A 12,997-nucleotide genomic window follows, 5' to 3' on the forward strand; every position below is an offset into this window, starting at 1 on the left:
TTATTATTTGTTTAGTTGCTCTAAAATCTCTTTTACTGTTTCCATATCATCAAAATGATGGCGAACACCATTTATTTCTTGATAAGTTTCATGTCCTTTGCCTGCAATTAGGATAATATCATTTGGCTGAGCCAATTGACAAGCTGTTTTAATTGCCTGTTTTCTATCTGTAATTCGCAACATTTTTTTATAATTGTGTGGCTCAACTCCTTGCTCCATTTCATCCAAAATAACTTCTGGATCTTCATTTCTAGGGTTATCTGAGGTCAAAACTGCTTTATCACTCATATCCGAAGCAATTTTTGCCATGATAGGACGTTTTGTTTTATCGCGATTACCTCCACATCCAACAACAGTAATTAGCTGTTCATTTTTTGTTCGAATGTCATTAATGGTTTTCAAAACATTTTCAAGCGCATCTGGCGTATGAGCATAATCTACAACAGCAGTAATCTTCTCATTTGAAACAATGTATTGGAAACGTCCCGAAACACTTTCTAAATCAGACAGCAACCTCAATGCTTCTAAACTATCAATTCCTAGTTCTACAGCTGTTCCATAAATTGCTAAAACATTGTATGCATTGAAAGTACCAATCAGTTTTACCCAAACTTCATTATCGTTGATTTTTAGAAGCAAACCAGATAATTGGCTTTCTAAAATCTGTGCTCTATAATCTGCATAAGATTTTAAAGCATAAGTCCTTTTTATAGCGACAGTATTCTGTAGCATTACAGAACCGTTTTTATCATCAATATTTGACAAAACAAAAGCTGATTTTGGAAGTGAATCAAAAAAAGACTTTTTAACGTCTCTGTATTCTGCAAATGTTGGATGATAATCTAAGTGATCATGAGAAAGATTTGTAAAAATTCCTCCCACAAAATGCAAAGCTTCAGTACGTTTTTGATGAATACCATGAGAACTTACTTCCATAAAACAATGCGTCACTCCCGCTTCGACCATTTCATTTAAATAATGATTGATAGTCAAAGAATCTGGTGTTGTGTGCGTTGCTGGATACTCTATTTTATCTACTACGATTTTTACAGTTGATAATAATCCAACTTTAAAACCTGCTTTTTGAAACAATTGAAACAACAATGATGCAATTGTCGTTTTGCCATTTGTTCCTGTTACACCAACCAATTTTAGTTTTGAAGATGGATCTTCAAAATAATTAGCAGCCATAAAAGCCAGTGCGGTATTGGTATCTTTTACTTGAATATAAGTCACATCATTTGCAATAGTTGCTGGAAATGTATCGCAAATAATCGCTTTTGCCCCTAGCTGAATTGCTTTTTCGATATAATCATGTCCATCTGAAAGTGAACCACGAATTGCTACAAAAACATCATTTGCTTCTACTTTACGTGAATCAAATTCAATTTTCTGAATAGCCGCATCTGTCGAACCTTTTACAGATTCAATAGCTACTTTATATAATATGTCTTTTAATACTTTCACGATAATTCTAATACAATTGTTGCGTTCTTGCTAATACTGGTTCCCGCTTGAATCGATTGATTCTTCACTTTTCCCATTCCATTTACTTTTACTTTCAAACCTAAATTCTCCAGTAAAGCAATTGCGTCCATTCCAGGCATTCCTTTTAGATCTGGAATCTGATTCATTTTTTTATTTGACTCAGCAGTATATTTATCATAACTAGCATCCTGTTTTGGGATTCTAGAATCTAATTTTTTAATCTTATTTGTTGAAGGCGCGTCTGTAAAAATCTTTTGCGCTATTCTTTTAAAAACTGGTCCTGCAACGTCTGCTCCGTAATAATTATTCTTAGCTGTATTTGGCTTATGAACCACTACAATGCAAGAATATTTTGGATGATCTGCTGGGAAATACCCTGCAAAAGAAGAGGCGTAGTACATTCCTTCTCTTCCTGCTTTACCATAATTAACCATCGCGGTTCCAGTTTTTCCTGCCATCGAGAAATCTTTCGAATACAACTTAGAAGCCGTTCCTTTTTTTACAACATTTTCTAAAACTGCTTTTACTTTTTTTAGCGTTTCAGGCGAGCAAACCTTTGGATTGATTACTTCTGTATCAAACTTTTTAACCGTTTTGTTCCATTCCTTAATTTCAGACACAAATTGCGGTCTTACCATTACCCCGTTATTCGCAATCGAATTATAAAGAGCCAATGTTTGCATTGGTGTTACCGAAACCGAGTATCCGAAAGCCATCCACGGAAGTGAAATTCCTGACCAGCTTTTATCTCCAGGATGTGGAACAATTGGTCTACCTTCTCCTTTAAAATGCAATCCTAATGGCTTATCTAAACCAAAACTTTTAATATGATTTACAAACTTTGAAGGGTTGCTTTTATAATTATCATAAACCGCTTGAACCATTACAGTATTTGACGAAAGTTCGAATCCGCGTGCTAAAGAAACTTTTCCGTAACCACCATGATGCGAATCGCGCACAGACCTTCCATAATACTTAACAACACCATTATGACTATCATAAACTGTGCTTGTGTCAGCTACTTTATCTTCTAAAATCGCTATTAAATCAACTAATTTAAAAGTCGATCCTGGTTCGTGAGATTCTGCAATTGCGTAATTTGTTGTCTCGTAATACGATCCGTCTTCTGCTCTTCCTAAATTCGAAATTGCCTTAACATATCCCGTTTCTGTTTCCATTACCACAACGCAACCGTGATCTGCTTCGTAATCTTGCAATTGTTTCAGCAAAGCGTGATGTGCAATATCCTGAATAAAAACATCTATAGTCGAAATCACATCGTAGCCATCAATTGGATCTACTTCATTTACGTCACGAATTGGTTTCCATTGTCCTTTTGCAATTTTTTGCTTTAAAATCTTACCGTCTTTTCCGTTCAAATAATTTTTAAAAGCCCATTCAATTCCTTTTCCTACTTCTACTCCCGTTGCTGGATCAATTCGGTCGTAACCAATTGTTCTCTCTGCAATTTTACCGATTGGATGCTTTCTAACTGTTTCTTGCTCAACAATAATTCCTCCTTTAAAGGCTCCCAAATTGAATAATGGAAAACCTTTAATTTTCACATATTCTGTATAACTCAAATTGCGGGCAATCAAATAATAACGGTTTTTATTTTCGCGTGCTTTTCGCAATTCTTTCTGAAAATAACCACTTGGTTTATCTAAAACAGTTGCTAGAGAATCTGACAATTGTTTTACATATTTCTCAAAAGTTTCTGTTTTTGGCGCTTTGGCATCAAAACGAATCTCATAATTCGGGATTGATGTTGCCAATAAACTTCCGTCAGCAGAATAAATATTTCCTTTATTTGCAGGAATTACAAAGTTTCTTACCGTACGCTGTTTTGCCAGTTTTCTGTAATAATCTCCGTCAACCCATTGAATATTGGTTAATTTAACAACAATAGCAATTGCCATCACAAAGATGAAAACTGCTACGAGGTAAATTCTGTAGGATATATGTTTATCGTCTACTGCCATATTCTTTTAAAGAAACTTTTTTCTTCTTCTTTTTTAACTTCTATTTTAACTGGAGGAACTGTCGACGGAAAAATTTGTTTTTCTAACATTTTATCCGAAATAGTTGACTCCATTTTTAACTTCATCAATTCTGAACGTCGATCGACGAATTCAGATCTCAGCTCTTTTACTTCATTATTTAATTTTGCGATTTCAAAAACTTTCTGTTCATATCGCTGTGTATTGGCAATCATCAAAATGGCTAGCAGAATTATAAAAACGATAAAACGCCAATTTTTTACTGCATCTTCATGAATCAGGAATCTTGCTTTTAATATGCTAAATACACCACTTTTCATTATTTCCTACCTTAATATATATTATAGCTTTTCTGCAACTCTTAATTTGGCACTTCTTGCCCTATTATTAATCTTGATTTCTTCATTATCCGGAACAATCAATTTTCCTATTGTTTTGAATGGAACTGAAAAGTTTCCGTAAAAATCTCTCTCTGGTTCTCCTTCAAACATTCCGTTCTTTATAAATCTCTTTACCAAACGATCTTCTAAAGAATGATATGAGATTACCGAGAATCTTCCTCCTGGTTTTAAAATCTCCAATGATTGCTCGATAAATTCTTTTAGGACATCCATTTCCTGATTTACCTCTATTCGGATTGCCTGATAAATTTGAGCCAAAACTTTGTTTCGAACTTTCTCTGGCAAAAACTTTTTCAGAACTTCTTTTAATTCTTCAGTCGTTTTGATTGGATAATCTTTTCTCGCCTCTACGATTGTTCTTGCCAAAACTGGCGCGTTCTTCAACTCCCCATAATCAAAAAAAACACGACGCAAATCCTGTTCTTCATATTCGTTAACCACCCGATAAGCATTTAAATCATTTTTTTGACTCATCCGCATATCTAGTTCGGCATCAAATCTTGTAGAAAAACCTCTTTCGGGAACATCGAATTGATGCGATGAAACTCCTAAATCTGCCAAAATTCCATCTACTGCTTTTACTCCATGAAAGCGCAAAAACCTTTTTATGAACCTAAAATTCTCATTTATCAAAGTAAACCTTTCGTCTGGCAATGCATTGGCAAGCGCATCTTCGTCTTGATCAAATGCAAACAGCCTTCCGTTTGGCCCTAATCTTTTTAAAATCTCTTTTGAATGACCACCGCCTCCAAACGTAACATCTACATACACACCATCAGGTTTAATATTTAAACCATCTACTGTTGGATGAAGCAAAACCGGATTATGATATTCCATTGTCGTCGTCATTAATATTTCCCATTACTTCTTCGGCTAAATCTGCAAAATCCATATCTTCGCCGCTAATTGATTTCTCGTATAAATCTTTATCCCAAATCTCAACAATATTAACCACAGATGAAAAAACCACATCTTTAGAAATACTTGCAAACGTCACCAAATCTTTTGGCACAAGCAATCTTCCTAATGCATCAACCTCAACTACTTTAACACCAGCAGTAAACCTTCTAATGAAATCGTTGTTCTTTTTTACAAAGCGATTAAGCTTGTTAATTTTTTTCATCATCGCATCCCATTCTACCATAGGATACAGCTCTAAACACGGCTGAAAAACAGAACGCTTCAAGACAAATCCGTCTTGAAGAGAAGCCGTCAACTGCTTTTTTAAAGGAGCAGGCATCATTAGCCTTCCTTTAGCATCGACTTTACATTCATATGTTCCAACAATTGTGTTCAAAAAAACTAGTTAACATGTTATACAGCAAAAATATAAAAAATATTACCACATTTTACCACTTTATACCACTTTGTTAATAAGTTTAACCACTTCTCTACCACTTTCCATAATCAGCAATCAATCAATACCTTAACTATTAATTAACAGATTCTTAAATCCATTATTCATTCGAAAAAATAATGCGCTAATTTTCTTAAAAAATTGATTATAATGCATATTTCTTAACATTTGAATATTTTAACAAATACGCGTTTAATTGCTGATTTTTAACCATTTACAAATTCTACTCAAATTATCTAGTTAAAAAATGGCATCAAAAATTCATTTTTGTGTAATTAACCCTATATTTGTCGAAATTGAAATTGGCATTAGATTAGATGGACAAACACTATAAAAAAGAAGGCAAATACAGCTATTTTGAAGCTGGAGAAGGAACTCCGATCGTTATTCTGCATGGTTTAATGGGAGGTCTAAGTAACTTTGATGGTGTAGCACAATATTTCCCAACAAAAGGATATAAAGTTGTTATCCCAGATTTGCCAATATACACGCAAAGTATTTTAAAAACGAACGTAAAAAGTTTCGCGAAATACGTAAAAGATTTTATCACTTTTAAAGGGTTTGACAAAGTTATTCTTTTAGGAAATTCTCTTGGAGGACATATTGCTTTGTACCACACAAAACTTTATCCTGAAAAAGTTGCTGGACTTGTAATTACCGGAAGTTCTGGGCTTTACGAAAGCGCAATGGGAGATAGTTACCCAAGAAGAGGCGATTACGAATACATCAAAACAAAAGCCGAAGCTGTATTTTATGACCCAAAAATTGCAACTCCAGATTTGATTGATGAAGTGTACGCAACAGCTAACGACCGCATCAAATTAATCAAAACTTTAACCATTGCAAAGAGTGCAATTCGTCATAACATGGCGAAAGATTTGCCTAAAATGGATGTTGAAACTTGCATTATTTGGGGTAGAAATGACTCTGTAACTCCTCCAAATGTAGCAGAAGAATTTGATAAATTATTACCCAATTCAACTTTATACTGGATTGACAAATGCGGACACGCAGCAATGATGGAACACCCTCAGGAATTTAATGAAATTCTTGAAAAATGGCTTACTGAAAAGAATTTATAGCCATCAAAATTTATTTTTTTAGGAGGTTTTAAAACGAGAAGGAATATGAAAATTAATACCGCCGAATTTATTATCAGCAATTCTGATGCATCAAAATGTCCGAAGGATTTTTTGCCAGAATATGCTTTTATAGGAAGATCAAACGTAGGTAAGTCATCTTTGATCAATATGCTTACCAACAATAAAAATTTAGCCAAAACATCTGGAAGACCAGGAAAAACACAATTAATTAATCATTTTAAAATCAATAATAATTGGTTTTTGGTCGATTTGCCTGGTTATGGCTACGCTAAAGTTTCAAAGAAAACAAAATCAGTTTTTCAGCAATTTATCACTGATTATTTTGAAAACAGAGAACAATTAGTTTGCGCTTTTGTTTTAATTGATATTCGCCATGAAGCGCAAAATATTGACATCGAATTTATGTCTTATATGGGCGAAAGCGAAATCCCGTTCTGTATTATTTTTACTAAAGCAGATAAAATCAGTAGAACAAAAATAGATTCGCATATTGCAGCATATAAAAAGCAGATGTTTGCAAACAACTGGGCCGAAATGCCTCAGTACTTTGTAACCTCATCTACAGAAGCTACTGGAAAAGAAGAACTTTTGTCTTACATTGATCAAGTGAATCAGGAAGTTTTTAAAAACAACTCAGAATTTTAAACTCAAATTCTAAAGTTAAAAAAAACTTATACATATTAAAAATCCCAAACTCCAAGCTTACAATTGGAATTTGGGATTTTTTTATTGGGATTTACTCGCTACAGTTTCTTCTTTGTTTTTCTTCTAAAATTTAAAGCTTTCCATTCTTTATAAATCAAAAATTGATAAAGAATATAAAAGAGTGAATTGAAAAACCAAAAATCAAGTAAAAACGGCTCTGTAAGTATTACCGAGTCAGTGTTTCCTGATAAAAAAATACCAGCACTACTCATTAAATAAATAATTAGTCCGTTACAGAAATAGAAATAATTATGCTTATCTGCTTTTAAATTTGACACAATAAAATAGAAAGCATATAACAGCAGCGGAATAGATGTTATTGTGACTTCTGCCAAATTAAATTCCCAATAAAGCGAGGGCCTATTATAATATTGACATCCTAAAAAAAGCAGCACCGAAATAAACACTATTACTATAATCTTCTTTAATCGTTTGTTTGTAAAACTTTTATAAAAAAACAAGTTTAGCGTGATGAACTGAAAAATAAAATAGTAATGCGAAAGGAAAAAATTAGAATTAGGATAAAGAATTCCGATAATATTACAAAGTAATTCTACACAAAACAGAAGAACCAAATAAACTGTAATAATACGATATAAAACATCTCTGTTTTTGCAGGTCATGTAAAAACGTATCGCATTAGCAAGTAAAAAAAACAATCCGACAAGGCTCACAAGAAAAGGAAACAGCATATAATTTGTTTTGCTTAGACAATTTACAAAATAAAAAATCCCAAACCCAATCTTTAAGATCAGAATTTGGAATTTAATTTATCATGAGATTTAACTATTTCGTAAGTTCTAGTTTTTCTGCAAAGTAGTCACAAAAGTCCTTCATTGTGTCAGACATTTTTTCGTCATCTGTTGCACGTTTAAAAGTATCAGACATTGCCACTAAAGTCTGGTGAAAGAAAATTTTCATTTCGTCTACTGGCATATCTTTTGTCCATAAGTCAATACGCATTGTTTCTTTTGCTTTACTGTCCCAAATTGACAACATTATCGCTTTTGCCTCTTCGGCTTGAACTCCACCATCTTGCGCACTCCATGTTAATTTTTCAGGAACGCGGTTTTCATCCAATTCTATATTAAATCTAATCTCTGAGTTTATATTTGCCATTATTTTTTAGGTTTATATTTTGATTTTTCGAAGATTTCTTTTGGCTCAATCTTAAACAATTCTGCCAAAGAAACATTACTATTATTTTTCATGTAAGAACGTACCATCTGCCAGCCAATCCAAGCTCCCACTCGACCTGGAGAATCGTTATCTATTTCTAAAAAGAATTTAGAAAAAGGCGCTGGAGCGATAAATCTTGCTTTCAATTTTGGATCATCGCTGTACAACATTTCATTTTCTATAAAATAGCGCCACATATACGCTTCGTTTTCCTCGCACCATTTTATTTGCTCAGGAGTATACCCCATTTTTTCTGCATCTGTATATTCAGGAATAAGCAAATCTTTTGCATAAAGACGCTTCCCTTCAAAAACCATTTGAGCAACCAAACTCTTGTCTACAGAATTTGGAATATTTCGATAAGAAAAACTAGAAACCACGTCTGGCATAATTTGTCTTTCTTCAAAATTCTCTTTCAGGTAATTTGGAAACTCATAAAACTTATGATTTTTTCCTAAATACAATTCCAAAGCCACAACTACAAGACTGTCTGCATAAATCGATTTTGCATTATAGTCCATTTCTCCAATAACGGTGATTACCTTAGGAATTTTGGTTTTAGGAAAATAATATTTTACATGTTGAAAAAGCTCATTAAACTCTTTGCGAACAGGCTCAAAATTGCTATATTTTTTCTGAACTTCATCATAAACTTCTCTCCAAATAGGATCATTCATTTTCTGAATCCAGATATTATCATCGTTGCCAGGAAAGAAAAACGGATACTGTTTTTTTATTTTCGCCAGATCTTCCGGTTTGGTTTCAAAAAACACCTTATCAAATCGTTCTACTTTAACATCAACAGGAATTTCTTCTACTTCTTTTTCAACCTTACTTTTTTGGTTGCAAGACAAAAAAAACAAGCATAGAACCACTGCAAAGCGATAAATTTTCATTTTATTTTAATTAGATTTGTGTTATCAGAATTTTAAGCAGTTGCATACTCAAAATAATTCTGCAAATATACATCCCTGCATCTTAAAACTTAAACTATTATGGCTAAAAAAAGCACAATTCAGACAGAAAAAGTAAATACGCACATTGTAGAGTGGTTAAAAAATTACGCTGCTAATGCAAAAGTAAATGGTTTTGTAATTGGAATCTCTGGTGGTGTAGATTCTGCAGTAACTTCAACTTTATGCGCACAGACAGGACTGAATGTTTTATGTGTAGAAATGCCAATTCATCAGGCAGAAAGCCAAGTTTCAAGAGGAAGAGAGCATATTGAACAGTTAAAAAAACGTTTCCCAAATGTTTCTGATGTTAAGACCGATTTGACAGAAACTTTCGAATCATTTAAAAATGCTGTACCTACAACAGATGATGCTGCAAAAGTAAGTTTAGCTTTGGCCAACACGCGCGCACGTATCAGAATGACTTCTTTATATTATTTGGCAGGAATTCATGGTTTACTAGTTGCTGGAACAGGAAACAAAGTAGAAGATTTTGGTGTAGGTTTTTACACAAAATACGGAGATGGCGGCGTAGATTTAAGCCCGATTGCTGATTTAATGAAATCTGATGTGTACGCATTAGGAGAATTTTTAGAAATTCCGCAATCAATTTTAACAGCAGCGCCTACCGATGGGTTATTTGGAGACAATCGTACAGATGAAGACCAATTAGGAGCAAGTTATGATGAATTGGAATGGGCAATGTTAGCCGCGGAGTCAGGAAAATCGGCATCTGACTTCGAAGGGAGAGAAAAATCTGTCTTTGAAATTTATAAACGACTAAACACCAACAACAAGCATAAAATGGATCCAATTCCAGTTTGTTTGATACCAAAAACGTTAAAATAATACATTTTAACATTCTCTGCGAGTTATTACAGAATTTATTTATTAATTTTACCATTCCAAAAACATGAACAATTCTAAAAAAGGTAAAAATTATGATTAAAGTATGTCTAGCAGACAATCATCCTGTGACGCACTTTGGCGTTAAGTCTTATTTTAAAGACCACGATCAAATTTCAATTGTTGCCAATGTCGGCAATTTTTCAATGGTTAGAGATATCCTTCAAACGAAGGAAATTGACATTTTAATTCTAGATTTAGAGTTAGAAGGTCTTTCAAGTATCTTTGAAATTAAATCAATCTTGAAAAATTTCCCAAAAACAAAAATTGTTATTTTCAGTGATCTTGCTGAGCAAATGTACGCTCCAAACGCAATCAAAGCAGGAGTTTCTGGGTATGTACACAAAACAGAAAAACTTGAAACATTAGGTCATTCTATTATTAAAGTACACGAAGGAAAAATTATCATCAACGAAACAGTACGCAAAAACATGGCACTTATCGCTAAACAAAGCAAAAGTGAGCGTCTGTACAGAAAACTTTCTAACCGTGAAATCGAGGTTTTACGTTATTTAAGTGATGGTAAGAAAAATAATGAAATCTCTAAAATCTTAAATCTGAACGAAAAAACGATCAGTACTTACAAACTAAGATTATTGACTAAATTAAACGTTACAAATTTGGTTGACTTAGTTAATAAAGCTAAGACTTTAGAAATTATTTAATCAAAAATCGAAAATCTTAGCCTTTTAAGAGAATCGAAAAACTTTATAAAACTCTATCTATTTTGATTTATCATATTAGATAGAGTTTTTTCTTTTTTTAGTGATAAGGCACTACTACTCGTCCTAGTTTCTTCGAAAAGCTATTCAACAATTTAGAATAGTCAATAACCATACTCAAAGTTTCTGAATTGTCTTCTTGCGGATTGGTTAAAAGAGAATTCTTTAATTCTGCTATAATTGCAGACACCAAATACCATCGCATAGCAAATATGGTCTCAGAAACATTTTGTTCAATCGTTTCACTTTTTTGTTTCGGAAAAATATTCTGTCCTTCCCAATTATGAATGGTCAACCTTTCGTCTTCCATTAAAATATTGGTTACTTCCTGAGCAAATTCAGGTTCCAAATGCATCAAATATTTATCTAAACTAAATTTCTCATTCTGATTATAAAAATCAATAATATTAGTGTAAATATTTTTAAATAAAACATTCGACAATTCTATCTCATCTTCCTGAAGGCTTAAATATATTTTTTGGTATACTTTATACTGCCTTTTTTCAGAAACCTCTTTTACATTTCCTTCTTCATCTGCTTTCAAGAAAACATCTTCAAAATCTTCTACTATACTTCCGTATAAAAGCAGAACCTCAATGACTTTTCTTTCAAATTCATATAAGATATCTACTTTTTGAGTTTGTTGTGAAGGATAAAACCCTGGATCTCCAGGATAATCGTAACCTTCTGGCGGTCCAGTTCTTGGATCTTCTGGATCTCCTCCTGAAAACGTTCCTGTTTGTGCAGGCTGATTTCTCACTACCGCAAAAGGTTTTTGTTCCTGTTTCTGCTTTTTATTCGCTTCAGCAATATCTTTCTGAATTAGCTGCGCCAAAGTACTCGTCAGAACCTGCTCAGAAATATCCATAATTCGAGCACATTCCTGAATATATACTTCTCGCTGAATACGGTCTGGTATTTTAGAAATACTTGCAACCATATCACGAATTAGATCTGCTTTTTTAATTGGATCGTTTTTAGCTTCACCCATTAAGATCGAAGCCTTAAACTGTATAAAGTCTTTACTATTATTTTCTAAATAGGCGACTAAATCATCATGAGAATTTTTACGAGCGAAACTATCTGGATCTTCTCCATCAGGAAAAGAACAAACTCTTACGTTCATTCCTTCTTCTAGAATTAAATCGATTCCTCGAATAGAAGCGCGCAAACCGGCAGCATCTCCATCAAAAAGAACGGTGATATTTCGCGTCAGACGATTTATCAAACGAATTTGATCTGGTGTTAATGCCGTTCCAGATGAAGCTACAACATTCTCTATTCCTGCTTGACTAAACTGAATCACATCGGTATAACCTTCAACCAAATAACAATTGTTCTGTTTGGCTATAGATTGTTTGGCATGATAAATTCCGTAAAGTACTTTACTTTTATGGTAAATGTCGCTTTCTGGTGAATTCAGGTATTTTGCAGCTTTTTTATCATTGGTTAAAATACGTCCTCCAAAACCTAAAACACGTCCCGACATACTTTGAATCGGAAACATTACGCGTCCTTTAAATCGATCAAACGGACGGTCTTCTCTTGGAATTGTTAAACCTGTACTTTCTAAAAATTCTAATTTATAACCTTTCCCAAGGGCTTCTTTCGTCAAAGCATCCCAAGTTTCTGGAGAATATCCTAAATTGAATTTTTTAATAGTTTCATTGGTAAATCCTCTTTCTTTAAAATAAGATAAACCAATTGCTTTTCCTTCTTCAGAATTAATCAAAACATCCTGAAAATATTTAGCTGCAAATTCAGAAACCAAGTACATACTTTCACGAAGATCTGTATTTGCTTTTTCTGCTTCTGTCTGTTCTGTTTCTTCAATTTCGATATTGTATTTTTTAGCTAAATATCGAATGGCTTCTGGATAAGTAAACTGCGAGTGTTCCATTAAAAATTTAACAGAGTTCCCGCCTTTTCCTGTACTAAAATCTTTCCAGATTCCTTTTGCTGGCGAAACCATGAACGAAGGCGAACGCTCATCGGAGAACGGACTCAAACCTTTGAAATTACTTCCTGCGCGTTTTAAATTGACAAAATCGCCGATAACCTCCTCTACTCGAGCAGTTTCAAAAACAGAGTCAATGGTGCTTTGTGAAATCAAAGTGTATTAAATTTTAAAAGTTGAGAGCTTGCAAAAATACGCAAATCTTGTTAGAATTTTAATCATTTTA

At 33.4% G+C, this 12,997-nt stretch carries 12 protein-coding genes; 4 read left to right on the forward strand and 8 right to left on the reverse strand.

What is annotated here, in order from left to right; genetic code table 11:
* Positions 1 to 3: 3 nt before the first annotated feature.
* Genes AC1Q5Z_RS19645 through mraZ form a run of 5 tightly spaced genes read right to left on the reverse strand, consistent with a single transcriptional unit; the run spans position 4 to position 5,186 of the window.
* A complete protein-coding gene (locus tag AC1Q5Z_RS19645) occupies positions 4 to 1,467 on the reverse strand; it encodes a UDP-N-acetylmuramoyl-L-alanyl-D-glutamate--2,6-diaminopimelate ligase (protein ID WP_492446505.1) in 1,464 nt (487 codons plus the stop codon).
* A complete protein-coding gene (locus AC1Q5Z_RS19650) occupies positions 1,464 to 3,470 on the reverse strand; it encodes a penicillin-binding protein (protein WP_343587521.1) in 2,007 nt (668 codons plus the stop codon). The genes AC1Q5Z_RS19645 and AC1Q5Z_RS19650 overlap by 4 nt, the downstream gene beginning before the upstream one ends.
* Complete coding sequence (locus AC1Q5Z_RS19655; protein WP_008467159.1) at positions 3,461 to 3,808, reverse strand: FtsL-like putative cell division protein; 348 nt, start codon at positions 3,806 to 3,808, stop codon at positions 3,461 to 3,463. The genes AC1Q5Z_RS19650 and AC1Q5Z_RS19655 overlap by 10 nt, the downstream gene beginning before the upstream one ends.
* Before the next feature lie 21 nt (positions 3,809 to 3,829).
* Complete coding sequence (gene rsmH / locus AC1Q5Z_RS19660) at positions 3,830 to 4,738, reverse strand: 16S rRNA (cytosine(1402)-N(4))-methyltransferase RsmH (RefSeq protein ID WP_198854351.1); 909 nt, start codon at positions 4,736 to 4,738, stop codon at positions 3,830 to 3,832.
* A complete protein-coding gene (gene mraZ, locus AC1Q5Z_RS19665; protein ID WP_492446507.1) occupies positions 4,713 to 5,186 on the reverse strand; it encodes a division/cell wall cluster transcriptional repressor MraZ in 474 nt (157 codons plus the stop codon). Before mraZ ends, rsmH begins: the two co-directional genes overlap by 26 nt.
* 377 nt (positions 5,187 to 5,563) lie before the next feature.
* Between mraZ and AC1Q5Z_RS19670 the strand changes: the two genes are divergently transcribed.
* Together AC1Q5Z_RS19670 and yihA are read left to right on the forward strand one after the other, a co-directional pair.
* Positions 5,564 to 6,328: an alpha/beta fold hydrolase gene (locus AC1Q5Z_RS19670; protein WP_198854352.1), complete on the forward strand. Its 765-nt coding sequence runs from the start codon at positions 5,564 to 5,566 to the stop codon at positions 6,326 to 6,328.
* A gap of 45 nt (positions 6,329 to 6,373) precedes the next feature.
* Complete coding sequence (gene yihA / locus AC1Q5Z_RS19675; protein ID WP_198854353.1) at positions 6,374 to 6,994, forward strand: ribosome biogenesis GTP-binding protein YihA/YsxC; 621 nt, start codon at positions 6,374 to 6,376, stop codon at positions 6,992 to 6,994.
* Between the two features lie 846 nt (positions 6,995 to 7,840).
* Here yihA and gldC read toward each other — a convergent pair.
* Both gldC and gldB read right to left on the reverse strand, forming a co-directional pair.
* Positions 7,841 to 8,173: a gliding motility protein GldC gene (gene gldC / locus AC1Q5Z_RS19680; protein WP_164515351.1), complete on the reverse strand. Its 333-nt coding sequence runs from the start codon at positions 8,171 to 8,173 to the stop codon at positions 7,841 to 7,843.
* Complete coding sequence (gene gldB, locus AC1Q5Z_RS19685) at positions 8,173 to 9,129, reverse strand: gliding motility lipoprotein GldB (RefSeq protein ID WP_492446510.1); 957 nt, start codon at positions 9,127 to 9,129, stop codon at positions 8,173 to 8,175. The genes gldC and gldB overlap by 1 nt, the downstream gene beginning before the upstream one ends.
* Before the next feature lie 99 nt (positions 9,130 to 9,228).
* Between gldB and nadE the strand changes: the two genes are divergently transcribed.
* Positions 9,229 to 10,035: an NAD(+) synthase gene (gene nadE, locus AC1Q5Z_RS19690; RefSeq protein WP_343587529.1), complete on the forward strand. Its 807-nt coding sequence runs from the start codon at positions 9,229 to 9,231 to the stop codon at positions 10,033 to 10,035.
* A gap of 92 nt (positions 10,036 to 10,127) precedes the next feature.
* Positions 10,128 to 10,757: a response regulator transcription factor gene (locus tag AC1Q5Z_RS19695; RefSeq protein WP_008467169.1), complete on the forward strand. Its 630-nt coding sequence runs from the start codon at positions 10,128 to 10,130 to the stop codon at positions 10,755 to 10,757.
* Positions 10,758 to 10,854: 97 nt separating this feature from the next.
* On the opposite strand, the gene dnaG is transcribed toward AC1Q5Z_RS19695, so the two are convergent.
* Positions 10,855 to 12,927, reverse strand: coding sequence for a DNA primase (gene dnaG / locus AC1Q5Z_RS19700; RefSeq protein ID WP_492446513.1), 2,073 nt, complete (start codon positions 12,925 to 12,927; stop codon positions 10,855 to 10,857).
* Between the last annotated feature and the right edge of the window lie 70 nt (positions 12,928 to 12,997).

The sequence above is a fragment of the Flavobacterium sp. GW823-FHT06G12 genome, from assembly GCF_058794775.1.

Coding starts and splice junctions, on each gene's coding strand:
- AC1Q5Z_RS19650 (WP_343587521.1), bottom strand. CDS start 3,470: ATGGCAGTAGACGATAAACATATATCCTACAGAATTTACCTCGTAGCA.
- AC1Q5Z_RS19655 (WP_008467159.1), bottom strand. CDS start 3,808: ATGAAAAGTGGTGTATTTAGCATATTAAAAGCAAGATTCCTGATTCAT.
- rsmH (WP_198854351.1), bottom strand. CDS start 4,738: ATGACGACGACAATGGAATATCATAATCCGGTTTTGCTTCATCCAACA.
- AC1Q5Z_RS19670 (WP_198854352.1), top strand. CDS start 5,564: ATGGACAAACACTATAAAAAAGAAGGCAAATACAGCTATTTTGAAGCT.
- yihA (WP_198854353.1), top strand. CDS start 6,374: ATGAAAATTAATACCGCCGAATTTATTATCAGCAATTCTGATGCATCA.
- gldC (WP_164515351.1), bottom strand. CDS start 8,173: ATGGCAAATATAAACTCAGAGATTAGATTTAATATAGAATTGGATGAA.
- gldB (WP_492446510.1), bottom strand. CDS start 9,129: ATGAAAATTTATCGCTTTGCAGTGGTTCTATGCTTGTTTTTTTTGTCT.
- nadE (WP_343587529.1), top strand. CDS start 9,229: ATGGCTAAAAAAAGCACAATTCAGACAGAAAAAGTAAATACGCACATT.
- AC1Q5Z_RS19695 (WP_008467169.1), top strand. CDS start 10,128: ATGATTAAAGTATGTCTAGCAGACAATCATCCTGTGACGCACTTTGGC.